25 protein-coding genes are annotated in these 26,163 nt (G+C 73.8%); 9 read left to right on the top strand and 16 right to left on the bottom strand.

Features of this window, described 5'->3' with window-relative positions; translation table 11 throughout:
* Positions 1–2: 2 nt before the first annotated feature.
* The 8 genes from ACZ4FH_RS31290 to ACZ4FH_RS31255 all read left to right on the top strand — a co-directional run bounded on the left by ACZ4FH_RS31290 (position 3) and on the right by ACZ4FH_RS31255 (position 8,293).
* Entirely contained in the window at positions 3–905 is a 903-nt protein-coding gene (locus ACZ4FH_RS31290) for a sugar phosphate isomerase/epimerase family protein (RefSeq protein WP_467309147.1), read from the top strand.
* Positions 898–2,205, top strand: a complete 1,308-nt coding sequence (locus tag ACZ4FH_RS31285) for a M20/M25/M40 family metallo-hydrolase (RefSeq protein ID WP_467309146.1) — start codon at positions 898–900, stop codon at positions 2,203–2,205. Before ACZ4FH_RS31290 ends, ACZ4FH_RS31285 begins: the two co-directional genes overlap by 8 nt.
* A 54-nt stretch (positions 2,206–2,259) precedes the next feature.
* A complete protein-coding gene (locus tag ACZ4FH_RS31280) occupies positions 2,260–3,381 on the top strand; it encodes an Ldh family oxidoreductase (protein ID WP_467309145.1) in 1,122 nt (373 codons plus the stop codon).
* 60 nt (positions 3,382–3,441) lie between these two features.
* Positions 3,442–4,755, top strand: coding sequence for a Gfo/Idh/MocA family protein (locus tag ACZ4FH_RS31275; protein ID WP_467309144.1), 1,314 nt, complete (start codon positions 3,442–3,444; stop codon positions 4,753–4,755).
* On the top strand, positions 4,752–5,429 hold the full coding sequence (locus ACZ4FH_RS31270; RefSeq protein WP_467309143.1) for a phenylalanine--tRNA ligase beta subunit-related protein: 678 nt from the start codon (positions 4,752–4,754) through the stop codon (positions 5,427–5,429). Before ACZ4FH_RS31275 ends, ACZ4FH_RS31270 begins: the two co-directional genes overlap by 4 nt.
* Positions 5,430–5,571: 142 nt before the next feature.
* Complete coding sequence (locus ACZ4FH_RS31265) at positions 5,572–7,062, top strand: anthranilate synthase component I family protein (protein WP_467309142.1); 1,491 nt, start codon at positions 5,572–5,574, stop codon at positions 7,060–7,062.
* On the top strand, positions 7,059–7,658 hold the full coding sequence (locus tag ACZ4FH_RS31260) for an anthranilate synthase component II (RefSeq protein ID WP_383650661.1): 600 nt from the start codon (positions 7,059–7,061) through the stop codon (positions 7,656–7,658). Before ACZ4FH_RS31265 ends, ACZ4FH_RS31260 begins: the two co-directional genes overlap by 4 nt.
* Positions 7,628–8,293, top strand: a complete 666-nt coding sequence (locus ACZ4FH_RS31255) for a flavodoxin family protein (RefSeq protein ID WP_467309141.1) — start codon at positions 7,628–7,630, stop codon at positions 8,291–8,293. Before ACZ4FH_RS31260 ends, ACZ4FH_RS31255 begins: the two co-directional genes overlap by 31 nt.
* A gap of 40 nt (positions 8,294–8,333) precedes the next feature.
* On the opposite strand, the gene ACZ4FH_RS31250 is transcribed toward ACZ4FH_RS31255, so the two are convergent.
* The 8 genes from ACZ4FH_RS31250 to ACZ4FH_RS31215 all read right to left on the bottom strand — a co-directional run bounded on the left by ACZ4FH_RS31250 (position 8,334) and on the right by ACZ4FH_RS31215 (position 17,451).
* Positions 8,334–9,605, bottom strand: a complete 1,272-nt coding sequence (locus ACZ4FH_RS31250) for an amidohydrolase family protein (RefSeq protein ID WP_467309140.1) — start codon at positions 9,603–9,605, stop codon at positions 8,334–8,336.
* Positions 9,595–10,305, bottom strand: a complete 711-nt coding sequence (locus tag ACZ4FH_RS31245; RefSeq protein ID WP_467309139.1) for a type 2 periplasmic-binding domain-containing protein — start codon at positions 10,303–10,305, stop codon at positions 9,595–9,597. Before ACZ4FH_RS31245 ends, ACZ4FH_RS31250 begins: the two co-directional genes overlap by 11 nt.
* Positions 10,302–11,714, bottom strand: coding sequence for a phenylacetate--CoA ligase family protein (locus tag ACZ4FH_RS31240; RefSeq protein ID WP_467309138.1), 1,413 nt, complete (start codon positions 11,712–11,714; stop codon positions 10,302–10,304). Before ACZ4FH_RS31240 ends, ACZ4FH_RS31245 begins: the two co-directional genes overlap by 4 nt.
* Positions 11,715–11,882: 168 nt before the next feature.
* The gene (locus ACZ4FH_RS31235) at positions 11,883–12,482 is read right to left on the bottom strand and encodes a phosphoribosylanthranilate isomerase (protein ID WP_467309137.1); all 600 of its coding nucleotides are present in this window, start codon (positions 12,480–12,482) and stop codon (positions 11,883–11,885) included.
* A gap of 95 nt (positions 12,483–12,577) precedes the next feature.
* On the bottom strand, positions 12,578–13,855 hold the full coding sequence (locus ACZ4FH_RS31230; RefSeq protein ID WP_467309136.1) for an MFS transporter: 1,278 nt from the start codon (positions 13,853–13,855) through the stop codon (positions 12,578–12,580).
* Positions 13,842–15,125: an ATP-grasp domain-containing protein gene (locus ACZ4FH_RS31225; protein WP_467309135.1), complete on the bottom strand. Its 1,284-nt coding sequence runs from the start codon at positions 15,123–15,125 to the stop codon at positions 13,842–13,844. Before ACZ4FH_RS31225 ends, ACZ4FH_RS31230 begins: the two co-directional genes overlap by 14 nt.
* A 101-nt stretch (positions 15,126–15,226) precedes the next feature.
* Positions 15,227–16,438, bottom strand: coding sequence for an ATP-grasp domain-containing protein (locus tag ACZ4FH_RS31220; RefSeq protein WP_467309134.1), 1,212 nt, complete (start codon positions 16,436–16,438; stop codon positions 15,227–15,229).
* On the bottom strand, positions 16,435–17,451 hold the full coding sequence (locus ACZ4FH_RS31215; protein WP_467309133.1) for a Gfo/Idh/MocA family protein: 1,017 nt from the start codon (positions 17,449–17,451) through the stop codon (positions 16,435–16,437). The genes ACZ4FH_RS31220 and ACZ4FH_RS31215 overlap by 4 nt, the downstream gene beginning before the upstream one ends.
* Positions 17,452–17,710: 259 nt before the next feature.
* On the opposite strand from ACZ4FH_RS31215, the gene ACZ4FH_RS31210 reads away from it, so the two are divergent.
* Complete coding sequence (locus ACZ4FH_RS31210) at positions 17,711–18,481, top strand: 3-oxoacyl-ACP reductase family protein (protein WP_467309132.1); 771 nt, start codon at positions 17,711–17,713, stop codon at positions 18,479–18,481.
* A 173-nt stretch (positions 18,482–18,654) separates the two neighbouring features.
* Here the strand turns inward: ACZ4FH_RS31210 and ACZ4FH_RS31205 are convergent, their stop codons facing one another.
* The 8 genes from ACZ4FH_RS31205 to ACZ4FH_RS31170 form a co-directional block, all read right to left on the bottom strand.
* A complete protein-coding gene (locus ACZ4FH_RS31205) occupies positions 18,655–20,331 on the bottom strand; it encodes a phytoene desaturase family protein (protein WP_467309131.1) in 1,677 nt (558 codons plus the stop codon).
* Between the two features lie 84 nt (positions 20,332–20,415).
* Positions 20,416–21,531, bottom strand: a complete 1,116-nt coding sequence (locus tag ACZ4FH_RS31200; protein ID WP_467309130.1) for a beta-ketoacyl synthase N-terminal-like domain-containing protein — start codon at positions 21,529–21,531, stop codon at positions 20,416–20,418.
* Positions 21,528–22,751: a beta-ketoacyl-[acyl-carrier-protein] synthase family protein gene (locus ACZ4FH_RS31195; protein WP_467309129.1), complete on the bottom strand. Its 1,224-nt coding sequence runs from the start codon at positions 22,749–22,751 to the stop codon at positions 21,528–21,530. The genes ACZ4FH_RS31200 and ACZ4FH_RS31195 overlap by 4 nt, the downstream gene beginning before the upstream one ends.
* A complete protein-coding gene (locus ACZ4FH_RS31190; protein WP_467309128.1) occupies positions 22,744–23,010 on the bottom strand; it encodes a phosphopantetheine-binding protein in 267 nt (88 codons plus the stop codon). Before ACZ4FH_RS31190 ends, ACZ4FH_RS31195 begins: the two co-directional genes overlap by 8 nt.
* A gap of 85 nt (positions 23,011–23,095) precedes the next feature.
* Positions 23,096–23,530 (bottom strand): ester cyclase, encoded by a 435-nt coding sequence (locus ACZ4FH_RS31185; RefSeq protein ID WP_467309127.1) that lies wholly within the window; start codon positions 23,528–23,530, stop codon positions 23,096–23,098.
* A gap of 100 nt (positions 23,531–23,630) precedes the next feature.
* The gene (gene fabG, locus ACZ4FH_RS31180; protein ID WP_467309126.1) at positions 23,631–24,335 is read right to left on the bottom strand and encodes a 3-oxoacyl-ACP reductase FabG; all 705 of its coding nucleotides are present in this window, start codon (positions 24,333–24,335) and stop codon (positions 23,631–23,633) included.
* A 91-nt stretch (positions 24,336–24,426) separates the two neighbouring features.
* Positions 24,427–25,086 carry an HAD-IA family hydrolase gene (locus ACZ4FH_RS31175; RefSeq protein WP_467309125.1) on the bottom strand — a complete coding sequence of 220 codons (660 nt, stop codon included), beginning with the start codon at positions 25,084–25,086 and terminating at the stop codon, positions 24,427–24,429.
* A gap of 9 nt (positions 25,087–25,095) precedes the next feature.
* Positions 25,096–26,142, bottom strand: coding sequence for an AfsA-related hotdog domain-containing protein (locus tag ACZ4FH_RS31170; protein WP_467309124.1), 1,047 nt, complete (start codon positions 26,140–26,142; stop codon positions 25,096–25,098).
* Positions 26,143–26,163 lie beyond the last annotated feature (21 nt).

The raw sequence follows: 26,163 nt of genomic DNA, 5'->3' as shown, positions 1-26,163 counted from the left end.
CGGTGTCCGCGCACGAGCCCCTGAACATCACCGCCGACCGGCTGTGCGGCATCGGCGACGAGGCCGCCGCCGATCTGGCGGGCCAGCTGGCGATCCACGACGAACTGGGCATGAGCGCCATCGAGTTGCGTACGGTCGACGGCCTCGGACTGCACGAGCTGTCCGTCGGCGACGCCGCCGACCTCGCCCGGCGCACCATCGTCGCCGGACTGCGGGTCCCCGTCGTGGACACCCCGGTCGGCTCCTGGGCCACCACCGTCGCCGGCTCCATGGACGAGGAACTCGCGGTCCTGGAGCGCTCCGCCAGGGCGGCCGCGCTGGTCGGCTGCGACCGGCTGCGGGTCATGTCGTACCCCACCGACGGCCGCCCGGAGCGGGAGTGGCGCACCGAGGCGCTGCGCCGGATGCGGCTGCTGGCCCGGGAGGCCGAGCGGCTGGGCGTCACCCTGCTGCACGAGAACTGCCAGGGCTGGGGCGGGCAGAGCGCGGAGCACACCGTGCGGATGCTGGAGGAGGTCGCCAGCCCCCGGCTGCGGCTGCTCTTCGACACCGGCAACGGCCTGGCCTACGGCTACGAGGCGCTGCCCTTCCTGCGGCGGGTGCTGCCCTGGGTGGAGCACGTGCACATCAAGGACGGCGTCCGGACGCCCGGCGGAGCCGAGTTCACGCTCCCCGGCGAGGGCACCGCCGACGTCGCCGGCTGCGTCCGGCTCCTGGAGGAGCACGGCTACCGGGGCCACTACAGCCTGGAACCGCATCTGGCCCGCATCCCGCACCTCGGCGTCGAGGGCGACCCGGCCGCCCTGGCCGACGGCTACCGGGCGTACGCGCGGCGCTGCGCCGGTCTGCTCGGCATCGACACCACCGGAATCCACACCTACTGGGAGGGCAGCCACCATGGCTGAGACGGCCCGCACGATCCGAACCGAGGACGGACTGGCCCCCGCCGATCTGGAGTGGCTGACCGGACTGATGGCCGTCGACACGGTCTCCCCGCTGGAGGGCGGGCCGATGGACGGCACCGCCCGCGCCCAGCAGGTCTTCCTGGCCGGTGCGCAGGCGCGCGGCTTCCGCACCGCCCTGCACCGCTCGCCCGCCCCCGAGCTGCTGGACCGCCCCGAGGTCCCGGCCCCGGTGCGCGAGGCCGCCGCCCGGGACCTGCCGGCCTTCCTCGCCGGGCAGCCCTCGGTCGTGGTGGCGTACGGCTCGCCGCAGCCGCAGGAGCGGCGGATGGTCGTCAACTTCCACATGGACACGGTCGGTCCGCATGTGCCGCCGCGTCTGGAGGGCCGGGTGCTGCACGGCCGGGGCGCCGTGGACGACAAGGGCCCCGGGGTCGCCGCCGCCGTCGGGGTGGCCGCCGCCTTCGCCGAGGACCCGTCGCTGGACGGCCGGATCGAGGTGCAGATCGCCTCGGTGCCCGGCGAGGAGGGCGGCGCGATGGGGACGTACGGCACCCGGGCCCTGATCGACGCCGGGTACACCGGCCGGCTGATGGTGTTCGCAGAGCCGACCGGGAACACCTTCATGGACGGCTGCACGGCCGCGATGACCCCCCGGATCACCGTGCTCGGCCAGGACTCCACCGACGACCACCCGGCCGACGGCCACAACGCCACCGTGCTGCTGGGCTTCCTCGCGGACTTCCTCGCCCGCCGGCTCGGCCCGCTGGCCCACGGCATGGGCGCCAAGCTCTGCGTCTCCGGACTGCACACCGGCACCGCGCACAACCGGGTGTACGGCGGCGGCCAGTTGCTCATCAACATCGCCTATCCGGCGACCGAGCAGGCCGAACTGCTGGCCGCCTCGCTGGAGGTGCTGATCGAGGAGGCCCGGACCGAGTTCGCCCATCTGCACGCCCACGACCCGTTCAGCCGGCGCACCGTCAAGGACTGGCGGCGCATCGTCCGCCTGGACTGGCTGAAGCAGGGGCTGCCGACGCTGAACAACCGCGACGCGGACGCCGAACGGATGCTGCACGCGGCCGGGTTCGTCCGCCACGACGGCCTCGCCGACGGCTCCGCCTTCACCTGCGACGCCATCTGGGCCCCCGGCCCCGGCCGCTACGTCGTGGCCTGCGGCCCCGGCCGGCTGGACGCCAACGGGGCCCACACCGCCGACGAGTTCGTCGACCTCGACGACCTGGACAGCTACGCCCGGCGGATCAAGGACCTGGTCCACGCCTTCGCCGCCCGCACCGCCTGAGCCCCCTTCCGCACACCGCCCGCACCACCCGAACCAGACCCCGAAGGAATCGCCATGAACAGCACCGTCCGCGTCCCGCTCACCGAGCTCTCCTCCTTCGTCCGCGACGTCCTCGCCCAGTGCGGCCTGAACGCCGACGCCGCCGGGACCGCCGCCGACGTCATCACGTACGCCGACGCCCACGGATTCACCACGCACGGCACCAACGGGCTGGTGAACATCTACGCCCCCCGGCTGCTAGACGGCCGGATCGACCCCGACGCGGTGCCGCACATCGTCCAGGAGACCGCCGGGGCCGCCCTGCTCGACGGCGACCGGGGGCTCGGCCTGGTCACCATGGACCTGGCCATGGACATCGCGATGGCCAAGGCCCGGCAGACCGGCATCGGCATGGTCGCCGTCCGCAACAGCACCCACTTCGGCAGCGCCGGCTACTACACGCAGAAGGCCGCCGCCGCCGGGCTGATCGGGCTGGCCATGACGAACTGCGGCGCCCAGGGCGTCGCCCCGCCGCTCGGCGGCACCGTGCGGATGCTGGGCACCAACCCGATCAGCGCCGCCGTGCCGGTGACCGAGGGCGCGCCCTTCGTCCTGGACATGTCCACCACCGTCGTCGCCACCGGCAAGATCAAGGCCGCGCACCGGGAGGGCCAGGAGGTCCCGCGGGAGTGGCTGGTGCGCCACGACGGCACCCCGACCTCGGACCCGGCCGACTTCATGGCCGAGGAGGCGGACGTCGCCTGGCTCGGCGGGCCCGCCGCCACCGGGGGCGCCAAGGGCTTCGGACTCGCGCTCCTGGTCGACCTGTTGTGCGGTCCGCTCTCCGGCGCCGCCTACGGTCCGCGCCCCGGGGTGCTGAAGGGCGAGCCGGCCGGGGACGACAACGTCGGCCACACCGCGATCGTCATCGACCCCTCGGCGTTCGGCTCCGCGCACGCCATAGCCGCCGAGAACCGCACCCTGCTCGACACCGTCGTGAACTCCCCGGCCGCCGCCTACGCCACGCGCGGGGTCACCTACCCGGGGGCGCCCGAGGCCGAGCGGTACGCGCAGTCGCGGCAGGAGGGCGTGGCGCTGCCCGGCCCGGTGGCCGAGGGGCTGGCCGCGCTCGCCGACCAGCTGGCCGTGACCGCGCCCGCCGCCCTGACCGGCCGCGTGCTGGAGCCCGTCGCCTGACCGCCCGTACCGCCCCCTCGTACCCGCCCCAGCCCAGTCACCGGAAAGGACCGGACCGTCATGCGTATCGGAGTCATCGGCGTCGGCGTCATCGCCCCCTTCTTCCTCCAGGCCATCCAGGACGACCCGCATCTGCGGCTGTCCGCCGTGTGCGACCTCGACCCGGCGAAGCTCACCGGATTCGACCCGGGTGTCGCCCTCTACACCGACCACCGCGAACTGCTCGCCTCCGGCCGGGTGGACGGTGTCGTCGTCACGCTGCCCAACCACGCGCACGCCCCCGTCGTGGCCGACGCCCTGCGGGCCGGGGTGCACGTCTGCTGCGAGAAGCCGCTGACCGTCGCCGCCGAGGACGCCCGGCATCTGACCGCGCTGGCCGAGGAGTACGACACCACGCTCTTCACCGCCTTCCACCGCCGCTACAACACCCATGTGCGCGACCTGGCCGCGCGGCTGCCCGACCGGGCCCTCATCAGCCATGTCACCAGCCGCTACCAGGAGCGGATCGAGGAGCACACCGGCTCCGACCGCTGGTACCAGGACCTCGACCGGTGCGGCGGCGGCTGCGTCATCGACAACGGCCCCAACGCGCTGGACGCCCTGGAGACCGTCCTCGGCCCGCTCACCCTGACCGACGCCCTCATCGGCGACGTCCGCTCCGGCGTCGAGTTCTGCGCCGAACTCTCCCTGGCCACCGCCGACGGCATCCCCGTCTCCGTCGACCTCGACTGGGCGCTGGAGACCGGTGAGCGCAAGGACATCACCGTGCACCTCAAGGACGGCCGCGAGCTGCGCGCCGACATGCTGGACGGCTTCGCTGCGTTCAAGTCCTCCCTGGACCACGAGTACGCCGGCATCATGGCGGACTTCCACCGGACCGTCCGCGAGGGCCGCGAGGGACCGGACCGGGGCCCGCACATCGTCGACCTCGTCGAGGAGGCGTACGCCATCGGCCGCACCCGGGAGGAGCGGCTGCGGATGTCCGCCAAGGAGCCGGTCTCGGCCAACCTGGTGAAACTGCTGTTCCACCGGCGCACCGACCGGGGGATGCGGCTGTCGCCCTGGCAGTCGCGCTGTGTGCGCGCCGGTGACGTGCACGAACTGGTCACCACCACCGACCGGCCCACCGACACCGGCGACCGCGTCGACCACGTCGGCTTCCTCGGCTTCGCGGAATTCCCCGTGGGGGTGGTCATCGACCGGGGCGATCTCGTCGCGGGCCCCGGTGGACCGATCGGACGGGTGGCCGGATTCGACGAGTGCCACGCGCCGAACCACTACAACATCCTCATCGACACCGAGCGGGTCCTGACCGCCGAGGACCTGGACCTGCACGCGCTGGACACCCTGACCTTCTCCGGAGGAACCCGATGACCGTCACGCACGGCACCCCGACCTTCCGCAAGGCGGACGTGACGCCCGAGGCCCGCGCCCTCGTCCCGGGCGTCCACGTCCTGACCCTGGAGGCGGACATCGGCCCGGCCGGCCCCGCCCCGGCCGAGGAGGTCTGGGCCGAGGCGCACCGGCGGTGGACCGGGGCCAGCCGAGCCGAGGTGCGCAACGCGCCGAACGTCGCCGCCTACCGGGAGCTGAGCCGGCTGACCGGCGCCCACCCGGACAAGCGGCCCCCGTCCGTCCAGGCCCTGATCGACCGGGGTCTGCGCGCCAAGCCGCTCGGCGCCTGGCCGCACATCAACCCGGCCGTCGACGCGGTCAACGCGGTCGCCGTCCGCACCCTGGTCGCCCTCGGCCTCTTCGACCGGGACACGCTCGACGGAGAGGTGACGCTGCGGCTCACCGACGGCACCGAGGAGTTCACCGCGCTCGGCGCCGACGGCCCGGTCACCCTGGAGGCCGGCGGGCTGGTCCTCGCCGACCGGGAGCGGGTCCTCTCGCAGTTCGCCCACCGCGACGGCGTGCACCAGGCGGTGACCGGCGAGACCCGCCGCGTCCTGCTGCTGGCCTGCGCGGTCCCCGGGGTCAGCGAGGACTCCTGCCGGGACGCGCTGCTGGAGGCCGCCGCGCTGCTGCGCGGCACCGGGCGGTAGGGGCCCGCGGCGACGTCCCGGGCCGGGCGGGCAAGTGGTCCGCCCCCGCCCCGGGACAGTGGACTGCCGGGCGCACCGGTGCGATTGGTTGGCTGGCGGTACGCCGCTGACGGACCCACGCACCGGAAAGAGACCGCCCACGATGACCATGACCGCAGTCGAGCCCGCCGCCCCGCCCCGGGCGGTCCCCGCACCGCTGCGGGTGACCGTGGAGCGGACCCCGCTGCCACCGCACACCCCGCTCGCCCTGGGCACCGCGCTGCGCCGGCTGCTCGGCGAGGACCAGGTGTTCCTCTTCGAGAGCCTGGCCGGACCCGACGAGGACTGCCGGGTCGCCGCCGTCGGCGCCGATGCCCTGGCCCGGATCACGGTCCGGGACGGGAACGTCGCCCTGGACGGGGTGCCGGAGCTGGTGGAGCGGCTGAGCCCGCTCGCGGCACGCGGCGCGGGAAGCGTGCGCGCCCTGCTGGACTCGCTGAACGGCGCCTTCGCCGTGGACACCGACGTCCCCCCGGACCGCCACGCCTTCGGCTTCCTCGCCGTCCTCGGCTACGAGGCCGCCTGGCACCTCGAAGAGCTGCCGCCGCTCGCCCCCGGCCACGACCCGGAGATCACCCTCACGCTCTTCCGGTACGTCGTCACCTACGACCTGGAGACCGGCGAGCAGCACCAACTCCTCGCCAGTGCGCCCGAGTTCGGTGACCGCGGGCTGCTGGGCGGCGATCTGACCGCGCTGGTGCGGTCGCTGCCGGACGGCGACGGGGGCCCCGTGCCGCCCGCGCCCCGGCCGCACGCCGTGCGCCGCACCGTACGCCGCGAGGAGTTCACCGCACGCGTGGAACGCTGCCTGGAGCACATCCGGGCCGGTGACGTCTACCAGATCCAGATCGGCCACCGCATCGAGGTGACCACCCCGCTGGACCCCGTCGACGCCTACCGCAGGCTCCGGGCCGGCAACCCCTCGCCGTACATGTACCTGGTCCCGTGGGCCGGGCGCACCCTGGTCGGGGCCAGCCCGGAACTGCTGCTGCGGATCGAGGGCCGGACCCTGGCCATGCGGCCCATCGCCGGGACGACCGCGCGGTCCGCCGACCCCGCCGAGGACGCCCGCCGGGTGGACGCGCTGCGCGCCGACGAGAAGGAGCGCGCCGAGCACATCATGCTCGTCGACCTCTGCCGCAACGACGTGGCCCGGGTCTGCGTCCCCGGCAGCCTCGCCGTCGAACGGATGATGGCCGTCGAGCACTTCGCCCACGTCCACCATCTGGTCTCCACCGTCCGGGGCGAACTGGCCGAGGGCGAGGACGTCTGGTCCGCGCTGCGCGCCACCTTCCCCGCGGGCACCATGACCGGGGCGCCGAAGGTCCGCGCCATGGAGCTGATCCAGGAGATCGAGGACCGCCCGCGCGGCGCCTACGCGGGCGCGCTGGGCCTCATCGACGTACGCGGAAGGGCCGCGACGCTCGCCCTGTGCATCCGGACCGCCGTCCACGACCCCGCGACCGGCACCTACGCCCTCCAGGCCTCCGCCGGGGTCGTCGCCGACTCCTCCGCCGAGGGCGAATGGCGCGAGACGCTGATCAAGATGGGCGCCGTCCACACCGCCCTGACCGGCGAGGAGCTGACCGCATGAGGATCCTGCTCGTCGACGCGCGGGACAGCTTCGTCCACATCATCGACCACTATCTGCGCGAGCTGGGTGCCCGTACCGAGGTCGTCACCGCCCTCGCGCACACCCCGGCCGAACTGGCGGCCCGCCGCCCCGACGCCGTGGTGCTCGGCCCCGGCCCCGGACATCCGGCCGACTCCGGCCATCCGGAGCTGGTGCGGCACTTCGCCGGGCGGGTCCCGGTGCTCGGCATCTGCCTGGGCCACCAGGCCATCGGACTCGCCTACGGCGGCCGCGTCGAGCGCGCGGCCCGCACCGTGCACGGCAAGACCAGCCGCCTCGACCACGACGGCACCGGTGTCTTCGCCGGCCTCGCCGACGGCACCGAGGTCACCCGCTACCACTCGCTGGCCGTCGCCGACCCGCTGCCCCCGGCCCTGGAGGCCACCGCACGGGCCCGCGAGGACGGCTGCGTGATGGGGCTGCGCCACCGCGAACTGCCCGTCCAGGGCGTCCAGTTCCACCCCGAGTCCATCACCACCCGGACCGGGTCCGCCTTCCTCAGCAACTTCCTCGAAGGGATACCGCCATGGTCGACCGCGGCCCGTGGGCGTCGATAGCCGCCCTCAACGGATCGGAACGCCCCGACGGACTCACCGCCCGGGTGCTGCGCATGCTGGCCGCCCAGGCGGCCGAGCACGGGGTGCACCTCGATGTGATCCCGCTCGCCGAGTACGACATCGGACCCTGCGGCCCGTGCGGCGACTGCAACGTCCGTACGCTGCCCTGCGCCCAGGACGACGACGTGCCCGCCCTGGTGGACCGGCTGATCCGGGCCGACGGGGTGCTCTACGCGGCCCCCGTGCACGGCTTCGGGCTGGCCGGGTCCATGCAGAACTTCATCGAGCGGGCCGGGGTCGGCCATCTGCGGTTCGACCGGCCGCTCGCCAACAAGGTGGCCGGCGCGGTCGTCACCGGCCGCCGCTACAGCCACGACCGGGTCTACGGCCAGCTCATCGACAACATCCTGCTCAACCGGATGATCGTGCCCGGCAGCGGCTTCCCCGCCTTCGTGCACGACCAGTTCGCCCCCGGCGAGGACACCGAGGGCCTGGCCGCCGCCCGCGGGCTCATGGACCGGATGATCGACCTGCTGCGCATCCTGCTGCTGCCGCACAACGGCCGCGGCGACACCGCCCGGCTGCTGTCGCTGCCCCGCAACGAGCGGGCCGGGCTGCTCACCCCGACGGGATGAACGGCCCGGCCCGGAACACGGGTGGTCCGCGAGGACGGCGTCAGCCCGCCGGCGGCGCCACCGGACCGGCCACATGGCGGCCGCCGATCAGCACCGTGCGCAGCGCGGACCGGTCCTGGAGCACGGTGAGGTCGGCGGCCGGATCACGGTCCCAGACCACCAGGTCGGCCAGCCGCCCCGGCGCCACGACACCGGCGTCAGCCCCGCGCCCGGCCAGCTCCGCACCGTGGGCGCAGGCCCACTTGAGGACCGTCTCGGGCGCGATCCCGGCCCGCTCCACGTACATCACCAGCTCGTCCGCGTAGGTGCCGTGCGGGGTCCAGGCGAAACCGAAGTCGTCGCCCGGCACGATCCTCAGCCCCAGCTCCTCGGCCCTCGGCAGGAAGCGCAGGGTGTTCTCGATCTCGTCCCGGAAGTCCAGCGACTCCAGATAGTCCGGGGCCTTGCCGAAGCGCTCGCCGAGCGCGAGGAGGCGGTCCGGCTGGAAGAGGCTCGGCACCACGAAGATCCCGCGCTCCGCGATCTGTTCGAGCGCGCGGTCGTCCGCGTACGTGGCGTGGTCGATCACGTCGACCCCGGCCGCCAGCGCGTTGCGGATGCCCTCCAGGCCCCGCGAGTGCGCCCGCACCCGGGCCCCGCGCCGGTGCGCGGTCTCCACGACCGTGGTCAGCTCCTCGCGGGTGAACAGGAGTTCGTCGGACCGGGCGTTGGGGAAGGTGTCGTCGCCGGAGGAGAACACCTTGATGATCTCCGCGCCCTCGTCGATCTCCTCCTCGGTGTACTTCACCAGATCGCCCAGCACGTCCACCACGGGCATCAGTTCGCGCGGCATGCGCTCCTTCAGCTCCGGCGAGCGGCGGCCGGGCGGGCCCGAGACCATCAGGTCCCGGCTGCACGGCGTGATGCGCGGCCCCGGTATCGCACCGGCCTCGATGGCGTTCTTCAGCGCCATGTCGATCCCGGCGACCGAACCGGCCCCGACGAACGCGGTGTAGCCGCAGTCCAGCAGCCCCGCCGCGTGCGCCCCGGCGTGCAGCGCGACCTCGGGCACCCGGTACTTGAACAGCGTCTCGCGGCCGGTGGTGACGTTCACGTACGCGATATGGGTGTGGCCCAGCGTCATCCCGGGCAGCACCGTGGCACCGCCCAGCTCCCAGCGGACGAAGTCGCCCTCGGCGGGCGCCTCTCCGGCCGGCAGCACGGCCTCCACGCGCTCCCCGGAGAGCAGCACCGAGCGGGCGGGCAGCGAGGCGCGGCCCAGCCCCTCCTGGACGGTGACGTCGTGCAGCAGCAGACGGCGGTCAGCGGTCACGGCGGGCTCCCGGGGCGGTGGAGGGACGGGGAAGGACGGCGGGCCCGAAGATCAGCCACACCATGGGGACGCCGGGCCGCGAGACCTGGAAGCTCAGCCGGTGCGCGGCCCGGCCCGGCTCATTGGTGATGGCCGCGTCCGCGCGGCCCTCCGCGACGAGCTGCGCGGCGTGGATCGTGGACTCGGCGGGCACCCAGGCGATGTCGTAGCCGCCCCGGCCGCCCTCGGCCCCGTCGAGCAGTTCGACCAGGCGCCGGGTCTCGTGCAGGGTCGCCAGGCGCAGGATGCCCTCCCGCAGGCCCGGCGGCCGGGCGGCGATGCCGTACTGCGGCGTGGGTGTGGAGAAGGTGGCGTCCAGGCGCAGCCGGGGCGACCAGAAGAAGCGGGTCGCGCACTCGGCGGCGGCCGGCACCAGGGCGTAGGCGGGGCCGCCGCCGCTGCTGACGGCGGCGAGCAGCTCCTCGAAGGAGTCGTAGGGCACCGCGTGCACGTCCGGTCCGCCCAGATGGGCCAGCCGGTGGCCGAGCCGGTCCAGCGCCACCATCGAGGTGGTGCCCTGCGGGCCGAGCGTGCCGACCCGCAGGATGCCGGGGCGCAGCAGTGGCGAGTGGGGTATGCGGGCCGGTTCCCACAGGATCGGGAACGGGGTGTGGTCGGTGTCCGTGTCGAGGCCGAGCGGGTGCAGCAGGGGCTCGGTCATGACCGGTGCCCCCGGGCCCCGGCCAGCCGGCGGGCGGCGGCCGTCTCGTGGTCGACGGCGGTGCGCCGGTCGTGGATGCGGGCGGCCTTCCAGCTGACGAAGGCGCCCGTGGTGGTGACCGGGTCCAGCGCCTCGGGCAGCTCCACCCGGCAGCGGACCCCGAGCGCGTCGGCGACCCGCGCGGCGTGCGCGGCCTCCAGCCCCGGTTCGGCCCCGCCTGGCAGGTCGAGGCGGACGGTGACGATGTCCTCGCCGTGCCCGTCGCGGTCGATGACGACCTGGTAGCCGAGGCTGTGGTCGATGCGGCGGAGCACCGCCTGCTCGATCTGCCAGGCCTGGAAGCTGTGCCCGCCGAGGACGATGCGGTCCCGGGTGCGGCCGACGACCCGGATCACCGGGCCGTGGATGCCGCAGCCGCAGTCGTTGTCCGCGAGGTGGACCAGATCGCCGGTGCGGTAGCGGATCAGCGGTTTGATGCCGTCGACGAGCATGGTGACGACCAGTTCGCCGGTGCCGCGGTCGCCCAGCGGTGCCCCGGTGTCCGGATCGACCAGTTCGGCGAGGTAGTTGGGCTGTGCCAGGTGGAGCCGGCCGCGGGCGCAGGCCGAGGCGACGACCAGCGTCTCCTGGGAGCCGTAGAGCGCGTTGTACGTCCGCGCGCCCCAGGCCTGGTCGATCTGGCGGGCCAGGTCGGGGGTGCACATCTCGCCGGTGACGAGGAAGACCTTCACGGCGAAGTCCCGGCGCGGGTCGAGCCCTTCGGCGCGGGCGGCGGCGGCCAGCGAGAGCGCCACGTTCGGGGTGCAGAACACCACGTCGAGGGCGAGGTCCCGCATCAGCTGGAGCGCCTTGGGGAAGCCGATGACGGGGGAGTAGGGCCAGATCTTCGCGACGGCGCAGCCAAGGTTGCGGGCCACGTCGCCGAGGGTGTCGCCGAGCGAGTGCACCTCGGTGGGGCCCATCACGCCGACGCGCGGGGCGCGGTCGCCGAAGACGTCCGCGAAGATGTTCCGCCAGCCCTCCGTGACATGGGCGTTGGAGGCGATCACCTCACGGGCGTCGCGCGGACAGGGCGTGGCCGGGCCGGTGGTGCCGGTGGTCTCGTAGTAGAAGCAGGCCTCGTCCAGATCGCGGCTCAGCACGTCGGCCATGGCCGTGCGCAGATCGTCCTTCGTGGTGAAGGGCAGGGTGCGCACGTCCGCCAGGTCCAGGGTCTCCGCCCGCACCCCGGCCAGGCGCTTCGCGTAGAACGGGGAGCCGTCCTGGGCGAGCGCCACGACCTCGCGCAGCTGCCCCCGCGCCCAGGCGCGCCACTCCTCCTCATCGAGCCGTCCCGAGGTGTACCGCTCGTGCAGGCTCAGATAGCGCTCGATGAAGTCACGATGCTTCCCGGAAGCGGGCAGCCACATGGATCCCCCAGATGGTTCGGCGGGTGCGGTGGACGGATGCCGTGCACCGATGGAGGGTGCGGCCCGTACGCGTCCGGGAACGGCCATCCGATCGTGCACGGCGCACCGGCACCCCCTCAATCCGCCTTAGGTGACAGCGCGTCCGCTCAAGGAGGCACCGCCCCGGGGTCAGCCGGCGGCGCGGGCCGCCGCCACGAACCGGGTGATCAGGGCCGGGTCCTTCACCCCCCGGGAGGCCTCGACCCCGCTGGAGACGTCCACGCCCCAGGGGCGCAGATCGGTGACCGCCGCCGCGACGTTGTCCGGCCCGAGCCCGCCGGCCAGCAGCCAGGAGCCGGTGGGGGCGGCGCCCAGCGCGGCCGGGTCCCAGCGCTCCCCGGAGCCGGGCCGGGGCGAGTCGACGATCAGCAGGTCCTCCCCGTACGCCCCGGTCTCCAGCGGTGCCCCGCTGCCCGGCGAGGTGGCCCGGACCAGCCGGAAGCCGTCGGCGCGCAGCGCCGCGAAGTGCTCCGGTGGTTCGTCGCCGTGGAGCTGGACGGTGGTGACCCCGGCGTCGGCGGCGGCCTTGCGGACCTCGTCGAGCGGCTCGCCCCGGAACACCGCGACGGTGGCGATGCCCTCCGGGACCAGGGCGGCCAGGGCGCGGGCGGTGTCCGGGGCGACCCGGCGGGGGCTCGGGGTGAGGACGAAGCCGACGGCGTCGGCCCCGGCCTCGACGGCGGCGGCCACGTCCTCGGGACGGCTGAGACCGCAGACCTTGATGTACACGTTTCCTCCTGGATCCGGAACGGGGCGGGTGGTGCGCGGGGTGGGGCGCGGGCCCATGCTGTCAGGGCCGGAGGGCCCCCGGGCGTGGCCGGTGCTCAGGAGCGCATCGCGGTGCGCGAGCAGAGGAAGGCCAGCGCGGCGGCGGTCAGCCCGCCCGCCGTGAGGGCGAGCGCGGTGCGCGGCCCGGCCGCGGCGGCGAGCAGTCCGCCGAGCAGCCCGCCCAGCGGGATCACCGCCCAGGTCAGGAAGCGGAACGTGGCGCTGACCCGGCCGATCAGCTCGGGCGGCACGGTCGCCTGGCGCAGGGTGATCGAGTGGATGTTGAAGACCGCGATGCCGAAGCCGTTGAGGACGTATCCGGCACCGAGGAGCACCTGCCCCGTGGTGGAGCCGGAGCCGGGGGCCAGCGGCAGCAGCAGCGTCGCGGCGGAGGCCACGAGCATCCCGGCCACCATGGCCCGGCCGGTGCCCAGCCGCTCCCCGAGCCGCCCGGCGGACAGGGCCCCGCCGAACGCCCCGATGCTGCCGGCCGCGATGATCACGCCGAGCCCGGCCGGGCCGAGGTGCAGCACCCGGATGCCGTAGAGGGGGAAGACGACCAGGACCACGTCCCAGAGCAGGTTGTACAGCGAGGCGTGCACCATGATCACCCGCAGCAGGCGGCTGTTGAGCGTCATCCGCAGTCCCGCGACGATCTCCCGGCGCACCGAGGGGCGGGTCCCCTCCGCACGGGCCGGCGGCTCCTCCGGGGTGCGGATGCGCAGCAGCATCGCGGCGGAGAAGAGATAGCCCAGACAGTCGACGAGGATCGCCACGGGGGCGGTGAGCACCTGGATCAGCGTGCCGCCGAGCCCCTGTCCGGCGGTCTCCGCGACCGAGCGGCTGGCCTGGAGCTTGCTGTTGCCCTCGACCAGCCGCTCCTTGGCGACCAGCGAGGGGACGTACGCCTGGTAGGCCACGTCGAACAGGGCGGTGAGCACCCCGGTGGCGAAGGCCACCGCGCACAGCGCCCAGACGCCGAGCCCGCCGAGCCAGGCCAGCAGCGGCACCGCGGTGAGGATCGCGGCCCGCCCCAGGTTGGCGGCGATCAGGAGCGGACGGCGGCGCACCCGGTCGGCCAGCACCCCGGCGAACAGAGTGACGCACAGCACCGGCAGGTACTGGGCGCTGTTGAGCAGTCCCAGCTGGGCCGGGCCCGCGTCGAGCAGCACGATCGCGGTGACGGGCAGGGCCAGTTCGGTGACCCGGGAGCCGAGCAGCGAGACGGTCTGCCCGGCCCACAGCCGGCGGAAGTCGCGGTGGTGCCAGAGTCCCCGGGGCGGCTCTCCGGAGGCGCCGGGCCCGGCCCGGTCGAGGAGCTCAGCCGAGGTCATCGGAGACCTCCGGAACGCCTCGGGCCCCGGCTCCGACGGGCCGCCGCTCGTCCAGCGGGTGCCAGTCGAGCCGGTAGGCGTCCAGGGTCCGCAGGATCGCCTCGTCCACCTGGGCGGAGGAACGGGCCCGGAAGCGGAAGGTGCCCGCGGTGTGCACGGCGCCGCCGTTGCCGCTGAGCACGGTGCCGGGCGGCGGCAGCGTCTCGGCGTACAGCGCGGGCACCGTCCCCACCAGGGAGGTCACCGCGTCCACGACGGCCGGGCGGACCGGCGGTTCGGGCATCATCAGATAGCCGGCGACCGGCCCGGCCAGGTCCATCGGCGCGACGGCCGGCTCCTCGCCGAGCTGCACCCGCGCGGAGGCGGCGACGAGGTCGACCCCGTACACCTCCTCCCAGACGAAGCGGACCTGGCCGCCGCCGGCCCGTGCGCCGATCTCCAGGAAGACCAGACCGTCCTCGCCGTCGGCGGACGGGGTGCGGAAGACCTCCAGGTGGAAGACGTCGTCGGTGAGGTCCAGGGCCGCGCAGACCCGTTCGGCGAAGGCGGTCACCCGGGCCTCGAAGACCGGGTCGTCGTTGGCGACGGAGCTGAAGGCGGTGCCGGTGGCGAAGTCCAGGCAGCTGCCGCCGCACCGCCAGGCGCGCGAGGTGAGCAGCCGGCCGCCCCGCACGACCCCGTCGATCTGGTAGAGCACCCCGTCGACGAACTCCTCGCACTGGGCGTCCGCCAGATCGGCGGTGGTCAGCAGCGCGTCCAGCTCGCCGGCCGAGCGCACCACGTGCACGCCCTGGCTGTCGGCGCCGGCGCGCGGCTTGAGGACGAAGGGGTAGCCGTGGTCGTCGGCGAACTCCCGGACCAGGGACGCCGTCGGCGTCTCCCGGAAGGCGGGCACCCGCAGTCCGGCCGCCGCGACCAGGCCCTTCATGACGACCTTGTCGCGGACGGCGGCGACCTCACCGGGGCCGCGTCCGGGGATGGAGAAGCGGCGGCGGATCTCGCCCGCGGGCTCCAGATCGAATTCGGACAGGGCCAGGACATGCGTGAACGGGCCGTACCGGTCGATGAGTTCGGCGGTCTCGGCGAGGACGGCGTCGGTGTCGGAGAGATCGGGCAGGACGCGGATCGCCTCGGCCTGCTCCGCGTCGAGCGGGGCCCGGCCGGCCGGGGTGGTCAGATAGGCGATCCGGTCGGTGGTGTGGTCCAGATAACGGTGGTACTCGGCAAAGGAGTTGGTCCAGCGGTTGAGGATCAGGACATGGCGGTTCATCGGGTTCTCCGGAGGGTCAGGGACGGTGGTGCGGGGTCGGTGGACGGGTGTGGGGGGTCCGGGACGGCCGTACGGAGATCCGGCGACGGCCGTGCGCGGGGTCAGCCGAAGGTGACGGCGTGCTCGGCGCGGTCCAGCACCCCGGCCGTCTCCCGGTACGAGGCGCCGGCGGCCAGCACATAGCCGAGCCGGCCCGACGAACTGCCGGGGTCGGGCAGGGGGCTGTTCGGGGGCAGCAGGACTCCTATCTCCCGGACGCGCGGGTCGGAGGCGAGCAGCGGATCGACCCGGAACTCGCGGTACGCGGTGAGGCCGGGGCGCAGGAAGTAGCGGATGCCGGCACGGGCGCCGGTGCGCGGCGCGGCCGGTTCGGGGTTGGGCAGGCCCAGATAGGAGCGGAGCATGATCTCGTACAGGTCGTGGCCGCAGGCCAGCCGCAGCAGATCGGGGATGCGGTCGCCGGGCAGCCGGGCCGCGACCTCCATCAGCAGCGGGCCGCGATCGGACATCCGCAGTTCGGCGTGGAACGGGCCGAGCCCGAGGCCGACGGCGGCGAGCACCCGGGTGATGTAGGTGTGCACGGCGGCGGAGACGGAGGGCTTCAGCCGGGCCGGGACGATGTGCCCGACCTCGACGAAGTGCGGCTCCGCGCCGAGGATCTTCTCGGTGATGCCGAGGATGTGCGTCCGGCCGTCCTCGACGTAGCCCTCGACGCTGTACTCCGGCCCCTCCACGTACTCCTCGACCAGCACCAGCCCCGCCCCGCGCGCACCGGGCACCCGGGCGGCGCGCAGCGCGCCCCGGAAGGCGTCGACCGCCTCCGCCGCCGACGCGGCCCGGCGCACCCCGAGACTCCCCGACTGGTCCACGGGCTTGACCACGCAGACGGGCCCCAGCTCGGCGTGGGCGGCGGCCGCCGAACGGGCGTGGGAGACCGCCCGGTAGCGCGGCTGGTCGAGCCCGGCCGCGTCCAGCGCCCGGCGCATCCGGTGCTTGTGGCGCAGCGGTTCCACGCCCGCCGGGTCGATGCCGGGCAGCCCGAGCATCGCGGCGGCGTGCGCGGCCAGCTCGACGAAGTGCTCGAACCCGGGCAGGACCGCGTCCAGCGGGGTCTCGGCGTGCAGGGCGCGGACGGCGTCGAGCGCGGCGGCCCGGTCCAGGGTGTCGGCGGTGACGGTCCGGTCGGCCTTGTCGGGGACCGCGCCGGGCTCGGTGCCGGAGGTCAGGACGAGGACGGTGTGGCCCAGTTCATGGGCGCGCGTGACCAGTTCGAGGCCGGACGAGCGCGGTTCGATGATCAGGACGGTGCTCATGCCGCCTCCTGGGGGAGAGGGGCGCCGGCCCCGGCGAACGCGGCGGCGCGCGCGGTGTCGAGCAGCTCCATGGACTCCAGATGGAGCGCCAGATCGCTGCGCGGGGCGGGGCGCTCGCCGCGGAAGTGGGCGTAGGCCTGCTCGATGAAACGGGTCAGCGGGGCGTCCTGGACGACCTGGTGGACCGGGCGGCCGGCGATCCGGACCTGGCCGAAGTCGTCGTCCCCGGAGACCGGGTAGTCCGCCACGAGCGTGCCCTCGGTGCCGTGGACGTGCAGCCGGCGGCGGCGCACCGGGGAGCCCAGATCGGTGTACAGGGTGGTGGTGACCCCGGAGGTGTGGCGCAGGACGACCTCGGCGCCGCCCAGCCGGGCGAGCCGCCCGGTGGGCAGCGGCAGGTCCCAGCCGCGCGAGTCGGTGACCTCGGCCACCGGGCCCGCCAGATGCAGCGCCAGCAGCAGCTGGTGCGGCAGCTCCACCTCGAAGGCGCTGCCGTGGCCCCGGGTCTCCAGCGAACGGCGGAAACGGGGCTTGCTCTGCTCCATGTGGTACGAGACCGGTGTGCCGATCGCCCCGGCCGCCACCAGCTCCTCGGCGGCCTCGGTGACCCGGCTGGCCGGCCAGACGCTCATCGGGAGCACCTGCGCCCCGGTGGCCTCCACCAGCTCCACCAGATGCGCGGCCTCCTGCACGGTGTGCGCGATCGGCTTCTCCAGGATGAAGCGCTGCGCACCCGCGCGCAGCAGCTCCTCCAGGCAGTCCCGGTGCGCGCCCGGGGGCACCGCCACATGGAAGACGGCGTCGGACACCCGGTGCCCGGCCGCCCACAGCGCCGCGACGGCGCCGCGCACGTCCGGCACCCAGGTGCCTCCCGCCACCTCGGCGGGGCGCGGGTCGACGGCGATCACCGCCGACCGGCCGCCGGTGAGGTCGCGCAGTGCCCGGTGGTGCAGATCGCGGCCCGCGTGCCCGTATCCGACGATGACGGAAGGTGAATTGCCTTTCTTCCTCATCTGTTTACCGCCCTTCGCTGTCGTGGTGAAAGGAGCTTCGCAGCGGCCCCGGAAGGGCGGCCAGGCCAATTCCCGTAACCGGCGGCGGACCACTTGAAAAAGCGTGCGGAGACATCGGAATACCCCGAAAGGAACACGGGCGAGGCCGAGGTGGTAGCGGTCGGGCCTCCCTTCCCGGCTTCCTTGCTGGATAGCCTGGCCGGGCGTATTCGGGAATTCCCGGACCCTGGAATTCCGTATCGGACAAGGAGTCGATTCGATGAGCCTCGAAGGCCGGGCCGCTCTGGTCACCGGTGGATCCCGCGGAATCGGGCGGGCCATCGCGCTCCGCCTCGCGGCCGACGGCGCCGCGGTCGCCGTGAACTACCGCTCCCGCAAGGACGAGGCCGAGCGCGTGGTGGAGGACATCACCGCGCTCGGCGGCCGGGCGATCGCCCTGCGCGCGGACGTCTCCGACCCGGACGAGGCGCAGCGGCTGGTGGACGAGGCGAAGGACGGCCTCGGCGGACTGCACATCCTGGTGAACAACGCGGGCGTGGCCCGCGACGGGCTGCTCTTCGACCAGGCCCCCGAGGACTGGTGGGAGGTGCTGAAGGTCAACGTCGGCGGTGTCTACCACTGCACCCGTGCGGCGGCCGGCCACTTCATGTCCCAGCGCGAGGGCAATATCGTCAACATCTCCTCGGTCATGGGCGAGGGCGGCTGGGTCGGCCAGTCCAACTACTCCGCGTCCAAGGGCGCGGTGAACGCCTTCACCCGGGCCGCCGCCATCGAGCTGTCCCGCTTCGAGGTCCGCGTCAACGCGGTCCTCGCCGGCTTCACCGCCACCGATCTGATCGGCGGGCTGCTGGAGAAGGACGGCGGCCGCTCCATCAAGCGCCAGCTCCCGATGCGGGAGTTCGCCACGCCCGAGCAGGTGGCCGGGGCGGTCTCCTTCCTGGCCGGCGAGGACTCCGGGTACATCACCGGTGAACTGCTGCGCGTGGACGGCGGCTGGGCCGCCCAGCTCGGCCTCGGCCGCGCCAAGTAGCACCGAGGGGCCCGTACTCCGGAGATTCCGGTACGGGCCCTTCCGCGTGCCCGCGTCCGAACGCCCCCGCGCGCCCGCCCCCGGACGGGAGCGGTACGCCCGGCGCGTGACGACAGCCGGGAAAGCCCCGGGGGGATCTCCCCCCGGGGCTTCTCCGTTCCGCCGCGTCCGGATCAACCGATCCGGGCCAGTCCGCGCGCGCCGCGCCGTCCCGCCCCGCGCGACACGGCCAGCGGATCCCAGCCCGCCGCCCGCTCGGGCAGCAGGTCCGGGTCGCCCAGCCGGGCGCCCCGGTGGACCTCGGCCATCAGCCCCCGGCCCAGCAACTGCCCCGCCAGCGCCATCCCGCCGACCGCGGAACCGGTGATCCCGGTCCCGTGCCGGGTGTTGGTGCCGACCATGTGCAGTCCCTCGATGGTGGTGCGGGTGTCGGGCCGGCTGCCCGTACCGCCCCATTCGGCCAGCCCGTAGGGCGTGCCGCCGGTCGCGAGCGTGTACCGCTCGTGGGTGATCGGCGTCGCCGTCTCCAGATGCACGATGTGGTCGCGGAACGGGCCCAGCGCCTCCTCGGCGGCGCTCAGCATCGACTCGGTCAGCTCGGCCTTGCGCTCCTGGTAGGCCCCGTTGCGCCGGTAGCGCTCGCCGGCGGCCGGACCCTGGTTCACCCCCCAGTAGTCGTAGCCGGGCGGACTCAGCGTCATCACCTGGAAGTTGCTGTGTCCGGGCGGGCAGACCGCCGGGGTGCCCGGGTCCTTCAGCGAGGCGAAGGAGGCGAACAGGAACGGCACCGGGCTGATGCTCTCCTTGGCCACCTGCTCGTAGTACTGCTCGATGTCGTCGTCCCGGTACCACCAGAGATTGGCGTTGGGCCGGGCCGGCAGCTCCCGGTCCAGGGCGATGTACAGCGTGGCCAGCGGCAGCGCCATCTTCGCCTGCCGGGTCCGCGACACCACCCGGCGGCCGAAGTGCTCCTCGCCCACCAGATCGAGCACGGTCCGGGTGTAGTCCGCGTTGGAGACGACCAGCGGGGCGGAGTGCACCGCGCCGTCCGTCATCCCGACGCCGGTGACCCGGCCGCCCTCGACGAGGATCCGCTCCACCCGGCTGCGGGTGCGCAGCTCCCCGCCGTGCGCCTCCAGCGACTCCACCAGAGCCGCCGCCAGCACCTGACCGCCGCCCTCGGGGTAGTACGCGCCCCGCAGATAGTGGTCGGTGACGGCCGCGTGGGTGGAGACCGCGGCCTGCCGGGGCCCCATCCCGTAGTTGGGCGACTGCGCGGCCAGCACCGTACGCGCCCGGGGCGTCAGCCCGCAGTGGTCGAACAGCTCGGACAGGGTGCGGCGGCCCCATTCGGCCGTGACCGGGGTCCGCGCCAGCAGATCGGCCAGCGACACCTCCCCGTCCGACAGCATCATCGAACGGGTCTCCGCCGCCACCGCCGAACAGATCCGGGTGAACCGCTCGATGCCCGCCCGCTGGGCCGGGAGCGCCTGCGTCAGCCGCCGGGTGTACGCGTCCCAGCCCACCGGCACGTCCATCGTGAGGCCCGGCAGCTCGATCCGGTCGAAGCCGTCCCGGTCCATCTCCCGGTACGTCACCCGCCCGTCGAGCCCCAGACCGGAGAAGATCGCCGGCAGCACGCCGCCGGGCCCGCAGTCGCCCAGGTAGTGGACGCCCACGTCGAACTCGTAGGCCCGGCGGCGGCGGAAGACATGGCTGTTGCCGCCCGCCACGTCGTGCTGCTCCAGCACGAGGACCCGGCGCCCGCTCGCGGCCAGGTACGCCGCACACACCAGGCCGCCCATGCCGCTCCCGACGACGATGGCGTCCCACTCATCCCGCTGCACCATGAAGCTTCAACCGTCCTGTTCTCGTAGGGCCTGTCTGGACAGGCCCTGGGCGGGGCCCCGGTCCCGTGGGTTCGTGAACGGGGGTCAGATCCGTTCGCGGACGAGGAGCGCCCCGGCGTTGCCGTCGTGGCCGACCGAGGTGATCAGCCCGAGCCGGGGGCTCCGGCCGCCCGGGACGCTCTGCCAGCGGGCGAGCAGGGCGGCGAGCTGGAGCGCCCCGCCCGCGCTGTAGGTCTCGCCCAGGACCTCGGTGACCCGCACCGGGTCCGGCAGCCGTCCCAGCACCCGGCGCACCGCGCGCTCCTCCAGCCGGTCCAGCCCGATGTGGTCGCCGGCGCCGAGGGAGACGTCGGTCACCTCCTCGGCGGTCACCCCGGAACGCTCCAGGGCCCGTTCGACCGCGAGGACCAGCCCGGCGGAGAGCCCCCGCCGCGGTCCGGGTCGCCCGCGCACCCCGGTCCAGCCGTGGAAACCGACCTCGCAGGCCAGCAGTTCGGCCAGCACGGGCTCGTCCGGCTGCTCCCGGTCCCGGACGACGAAGACGGCACTGCCCTCGCCGACCGGGGCGGACTCGCGCAGGGTGCCCGCGTGGTGCCAGGCCCAGGCGGCCGGGGCGCTCAGCTCCTCGGCGCCGCCGACGAGCAACTGCTCGGCCCGCCCCGCCGTCATGGCCAGCCGGGCGTGCCGGAAGGCGTAGAGACTGGCGCTGCGGCCCCCGGCCACGGTGGCGTTGAGCCCCTTCAGCCCGTGCCGGATGGCCATCTGCCCGGCGCTGCAGTTCATGACGCTCCCGGCGAACTTGCCCGGGTTGATCAGATAGGGCTTCTCCTGCGTCAGGGTGTCGTACAGCAGGTCCGAATAGCCCGCGATGGACCCGGTGTTGGTGGCGAGGACGACCCCGCTCCGGGCCGGGTCGGTCCCGGCGGCGGGTCCGGCCGCCTCCAGGGCCTGCTTGCAGGCGACCAGACCGAGACCGGCCAGCCGGTCCAGGATCTTGGTGCCCTTGCGCCCGAGGTGGTCGGCGGCCCGGAAGCCGTCGACCGGGCGGACCGGGCGCGGCGGGTAGTCCGTGTCCGGTCCGGCGGACCCGGGCGCCGGGACCCCGCCCGGCGCCGCCAGCGGCGCCAGTCCGTAGCCCGCGCTGGAGACCACCCCGGCGCCGACGACCGGCAGGGGCTGCACGGGGGCGGCCGTGGTCACAGGTACCTCCCGAGGATGGTGATGACGTTGTTGCCGCCGAAGGCGAAACCGTGGTTCTGGACGATCTCCACCCGGGCCGGACGGCCCTGCCCCGGCACGCAGTCCACGCCGGGCCCCAGCTCCGGGTCGGTCTCGACCAGGTTCGCGGTGGGCGGCAGGAAGTCCTCCGTCAGCGCGGTGCAGCAGGCGATGGCGCCGAAGCCGCTGGCCGCGCCCATGGTGTGGCCGAGCATCGACTTGATGGAGCTGATCGGCGGCGGACGCTCCCCGAAGACCTGGCGCACGGCCCGGACCTCGGTGGCGTCGTTGGTGGGGGTGCCGGTGCCGTGGGCGCAGATGTAGTCGATCTGCTCCGGGACGACGCCGGCGTTGCGGTGGGCGGTCCTGATGCACTCCGCGATGCTGGTGGCGTCGGGGTGCACCATGTGGGAGGCGTCGCAGTTGGCGGCGTAGCCCAGCACCTCGGCGTAGATGCGGGCGCCCCGGGCGAGCGCGTGGTCGAGGGGTTCCAGGAGCAGCGCCGCGCCGCCCTCGCCGGTGACGATCCCGGACCGGTTGGCGTCGAAGGGCCGCGGCAGGTCCTCGGCCATGGCGCCGAGCCGGTAGAACCCGGCGTGGGTCAGCCGGTTCACCGAGTCGGCGCCGCCGGCCAGCATGAAGTCGGCCTCGCCGAAGCGCACCATGTCGTAGGCGTAGCCCAGCGCGTAGTTGCTGGCCGAGCAGGCGGTGGGGATGGTCTGGGCGTCGCCGGTGAGGCCGAGTTCGGCGTTGACCGCCCCGGCGATCTGCCCGGCGGGCAGCTGGCCGACCAGACGGGGCTCCAGGCCCTTGAGGCCCTGGGTGACCCACTGGCCGCCCAGGCTCTGGGCGACCGCGGACTCGCCGCTGGTGGTGCCCATGATGGAGCCGGACCGGCCGGCGCTCAGCAGCTCGGGGTCGAGGGCGGAGTCCTCGACGGCCAGCCGGGAGGCGGCGGCGGCCAGCAGCGCGCTGCGGCCCCAGCGGTCCGGGTCGAGGTGGCGGAGGAGGGCGGAGGGGTCGAAGTCCTCGACCTCGGCGGCCTTGCGGCCGGGGAACGGGGTGGCGTCGAAGCTGCGGACCGGCCCGATGCCGACCCGGCCCGCCCGGAGGGAATCGGCGAAGTCCCGCACACCGATTCCCACCGGGCTGACCGCTCCGAGTCCCGTGATGACGACTCGGCGCAGGGTCGGCTCAGGCATTCCGCGCGCATCCCTCGACGGCGAGGAGCAGCGCCCGGAGCGTGGTCAGGGACTCCAGCTCCTCCTTGGGGAGGACGAAGCCCAGCTCCTTCTCTATGCGGGAGACGACGGTTATCAGCGTGAGCGAGTCGCTGTCGTAGTCCTCGATGAACAGACCGTCGTCGGTCAGCTCACCGTCCTCCAGCTCCAGCTCCTCGTTGACGATGTCGATGACGTGGGTGCGGAGTTCGGCGTCCAGTTCCACGGTCTGCACGGTCATGACGGGTCCCTTCGTAACGCGAAATAAGTGACGGACTGACGGACTTGACGGACTGACGGATCGAACGGACGGGCCGGCCGGACGATCAGACGGCGGCCGGGACCGGCGGCTTGAGGGAGACGGCACCGATCTGGCTCAGCAGGAGCAGGTCCTGGCGGAAGCCCCAGTGCTCGACGACCTTGCCGTCCTCGATCCGGTAGATGTGGGTCTGCTCGACGTCCACCTCGCGGCCCGACGCGGCGAAGCCCAGGAAGTCACCGGTGTGCTTCCCGGTGAAGCGCAGCCGCAGCACCGCGCGGTCGCCCTCGGAGAAGCTGTCCAGGTGCGACCAGGTCGCGCCCTCGAACGCGCTGTGCACCCAGCGGGCGGTGCCGAGGTAGCCGTACGGGCCGTTCGGCACGCCCGGCTGGGCCTCGTGGTCGACGAAGCCGTCGGCGACGTACGCGAGGGCCGCCTCCTCGCTCAGGTCGTTGAAGATCAGGCCCATGTTGATGGAGAGGTCGAGTGCTTCGGTGCTCATGGCGTACTCCTTCGGTGAGGGTGGGGGGATCGGAGGGTGGAGCTGTGGGGGACCGGGCCCGGGACGGGCCCGGCACATCTGTGGGGGCGGAGGTCCGGGCTCAGTGCCCGGCGCCCAGACCGCCCGTGACCGGGATGACCCCGGCGGTCACGTACGAGGCGTCCTCGCCGGCCAGGAAGCGCACGGCGGCGGCCACCTCCTCGGGGGTGCCGGTGCGGGCCAGCGCGGTCCTGGCCAGCGCGGCCTGGCGGCGCGCGTCGGTGACGTGCTCGACCATGTCGGTCTCGATCATTCCGGGCGCCACCACGTTGACCGTGACGTTCCGCCGGCCCAGCTCGATCGCCAGCGACCGGGCGAAACCGATCAGCGCCGCCTTCGCGGAGGCGTAGTTGGTCTGCCCCGGCGCACCGGACATGCTGTTGATCGACGACATGTAGATCAGCCGGCCCCAGCGGGCCTTGATCATCGCCGGGACCACCGCGCGGGTGATCGCGACGGCCGCCTCGAAGTTGGTCTCCATCACGGACCGGAAGTCGTCCTCCGGCATCCCGATCAGCAACTGGTCACGGGTGATGCCCGCGTTGGAGACCAGGATCTCGACCGGCCCCTGCTGGATCGCCACCTCCTCGACCGCCGCCCGGATCTGCTCGCCGTCGGTGACGTCGCACCGCACCGCGAAGAAACCGGGCGGCGGCTCGCCGTTGCGGTAGGTGATGGCGACCTTGTGGCCCTCGGCCGCCAGGGCCCGCGCGGTGGCGAGGCCGATGCCCCGGTTGCCACCGGTGACGAGTACGGAGCGACTCATGGGTGCTTCCTCCTCAGGGGACGCGCCGCGCCCCGGGGACAGGACCGGATCACGGTCACAGCGGTGGTCGTGGACAGGACCGGACGGCGCCTCACGCCAGGCCCTCCCACAGCGCGGCGAGCTGGGCGCCCGCGCTCTCGGCGTCCGTGAACAGGACCGCCTGCCAGCCGGCCGCCTCGGCGCCCGCGCAGTTCTCCGGCAGGTCGTCCACGAGCACACAGCGGTGCGCGGGAAGACCCGAACGCCGCTCCGCGAGCGCGAACATGCCGGGGGAGGGCTTGCGGTGGCCGACCTCGAAGGAGAGCAGCACGTCGTCCCAGAGCGCCTCGGGCTCGATCATCCGCCGCCAGTACGGGTCCCAGGCGGGCACCATGTTCGACAGCATCCCGACGAACGCGCCGCGGTCGCGCGCCTTGCGGAGCTGGGCCACCCAGGCGTGATTGGTCTCCCGCCCGTCGAACCAGGCGTCCGCCATCGTGGTCAGCCGCAGGGTCACCCCGTGCTCGGCCTCCAGCACGTCACCGATCTCCTGGAGCCACTCCTCCTCCGTCACCAGAGGCGTGTCGATCGGCAGCATGATGTCGCTGGTGCCGTACCGGGCGGTGACCGTGGCCAGCGCCCGGCCCAGGACCGCCTGGTCGAGCCCCATCGAGGCGCAGAACGTCTTCATCGTGTGGGCCAGCGGCGGGGTCAGCACCCCGCCGAAGTCCGACCAGACGGCCATGGGCGGTGCGGTGGTGTTCTCGGACATACCGGCTCCTCACGCTCCTTCGACGGACGGGACGCGGGCGGGGGCGGCGGGCACCCGGGTGACATCGGCGACCGTGACCGTCAGATCCGCGATCTCCTCCGCGCCCTGCCGGAAGCGGACCCGGATCGCGTACCGCCCCTCCCGCTCCGGCGCCCGCGCCGCGGTCGCCGTCAGGGGCACGTCCAGCTCCGCGAAGCGCTGGAAGCCGCCCTCGTACCCGACCGCGCACAGATCGGCCGACGTGGACGCCGCCCGCTCCGTCCCGGCCGTCAGCAGCGCCAGCTGCCGGGCCGCCTCCACCAGCGTCATCGCCGGGAGGTGGTCGTAGGCGTGGTCGAACAGCGCCGGATTGTCGAAGCGCGGCACGACCGGCGCCACGACCTCCTCCGCCGAGAACTCCGGGACGCCCAGCACCACGTTGAGCGGGTTGTCCCGCCCGACCAGCTCCGGCGCCACGCGCCGTACCGCCCGGGTGTCCTCGGTGAAGTCGGTGCTCAGCGGCGCCGGCGTGCCCCGCTGGGCATGGCGCAGGATCTCGTTCTCGTCCCCCTTGAGGAACAGCACGTCCATCGAGTGATCGGCGACGTGCACCTCCCCCAGGAAGATGCGCTGCTCCAGCCGGCCCTTGCGGTACCGGCCGCTGTGCCGCGCCGTTTTCCCGAAGAAGTCGGTGTCGACCCGGGGCGCGCCCGGCTCGGCGCCGATCCGCAGCGCCGCCAGGTCGCGCACCTCGAACCGGAAGCCGTGCACGATCGCGAGCGTCCCGGCCGGCACCCCCGCGTTCGTGTGCGAACCGGCGATCGCCGCCTGCCGCCCCGCCTCCAGCAGCAGCAGCGAATCGTGCGGCTTCGGCCGGGTGCGGTGGTCGCTGTAGTAGAGGTGGGTCAGCGGCAGATGGATCCCGGCGGTCACCGCCATCGGACGTACGGTCCTGACGTCCGTGACGAAGACCTCGGATATCGCGGACCGGTGCGCGAGCGAGCGCTCGATCGTGCGCCCGTACTCGACGGCGGGGACCGCGGTCGTCGCGGACTCCTCCAGCACCTGAGTGGTCATCGGAAACCTCCAAACCTGTTC

This window comes from Streptomyces sp. NPDC024555 (genome assembly GCF_055559335.1).
The sequence above is the reverse complement of the archived record's forward strand: the minus strand, read 5'-3'. Positions and strand labels throughout refer to the sequence as shown.

Bases quoted from the DNA above. Each gene is read 5' to 3' on its own strand.
- ACZ4FH_RS31275 (WP_467309144.1), top strand. From the start codon at position 3,442: ATGCGTATCGGAGTCATCGGCGTCGGCGTCATCGCCCCCTTCTTCCTC.
- ACZ4FH_RS31260 (WP_383650661.1), top strand. From the start codon at position 7,059: ATGAGGATCCTGCTCGTCGACGCGCGGGACAGCTTCGTCCACATCATC.
- fabG (WP_467309126.1), bottom strand. From the start codon at position 24,335: ATGAGTCGCTCCGTACTCGTCACCGGTGGCAACCGGGGCATCGGCCTC.
- ACZ4FH_RS31245 (WP_467309139.1), bottom strand. From the start codon at position 10,305: ATGACCGAGCCCCTGCTGCACCCGCTCGGCCTCGACACGGACACCGAC.
- ACZ4FH_RS31185 (WP_467309127.1), bottom strand. From the start codon at position 23,530: ATGAGCACCGAAGCACTCGACCTCTCCATCAACATGGGCCTGATCTTC.
- ACZ4FH_RS31175 (WP_467309125.1), bottom strand. From the start codon at position 25,086: ATGTCCGAGAACACCACCGCACCGCCCATGGCCGTCTGGTCGGACTTC.
- ACZ4FH_RS31220 (WP_467309134.1), bottom strand. From the start codon at position 16,438: ATGAGCACCGTCCTGATCATCGAACCGCGCTCGTCCGGCCTCGAACTG.
- ACZ4FH_RS31240 (WP_467309138.1), bottom strand. From the start codon at position 11,714: ATGTGGCTGCCCGCTTCCGGGAAGCATCGTGACTTCATCGAGCGCTAT.
- ACZ4FH_RS31280 (WP_467309145.1), top strand. From the start codon at position 2,260: ATGAACAGCACCGTCCGCGTCCCGCTCACCGAGCTCTCCTCCTTCGTC.
- ACZ4FH_RS31190 (WP_467309128.1), bottom strand. From the start codon at position 23,010: ATGACCGTGCAGACCGTGGAACTGGACGCCGAACTCCGCACCCACGTC.
- ACZ4FH_RS31265 (WP_467309142.1), top strand. From the start codon at position 5,572: ATGACCATGACCGCAGTCGAGCCCGCCGCCCCGCCCCGGGCGGTCCCC.
- ACZ4FH_RS31205 (WP_467309131.1), bottom strand. From the start codon at position 20,331: ATGGTGCAGCGGGATGAGTGGGACGCCATCGTCGTCGGGAGCGGCATG.
- ACZ4FH_RS31285 (WP_467309146.1), top strand. From the start codon at position 898: ATGGCTGAGACGGCCCGCACGATCCGAACCGAGGACGGACTGGCCCCC.
- ACZ4FH_RS31215 (WP_467309133.1), bottom strand. From the start codon at position 17,451: ATGAGGAAGAAAGGCAATTCACCTTCCGTCATCGTCGGATACGGGCAC.
- ACZ4FH_RS31195 (WP_467309129.1), bottom strand. From the start codon at position 22,751: ATGCCTGAGCCGACCCTGCGCCGAGTCGTCATCACGGGACTCGGAGCG.
- ACZ4FH_RS31270 (WP_467309143.1), top strand. From the start codon at position 4,752: ATGACCGTCACGCACGGCACCCCGACCTTCCGCAAGGCGGACGTGACG.
- ACZ4FH_RS31210 (WP_467309132.1), top strand. From the start codon at position 17,711: ATGAGCCTCGAAGGCCGGGCCGCTCTGGTCACCGGTGGATCCCGCGGA.
- ACZ4FH_RS31225 (WP_467309135.1), bottom strand. From the start codon at position 15,125: ATGAACCGCCATGTCCTGATCCTCAACCGCTGGACCAACTCCTTTGCC.
- ACZ4FH_RS31255 (WP_467309141.1), top strand. From the start codon at position 7,628: ATGGTCGACCGCGGCCCGTGGGCGTCGATAGCCGCCCTCAACGGATCG.
- ACZ4FH_RS31170 (WP_467309124.1), bottom strand. From the start codon at position 26,142: ATGACCACTCAGGTGCTGGAGGAGTCCGCGACGACCGCGGTCCCCGCC.
- ACZ4FH_RS31230 (WP_467309136.1), bottom strand. From the start codon at position 13,855: ATGACCTCGGCTGAGCTCCTCGACCGGGCCGGGCCCGGCGCCTCCGGA.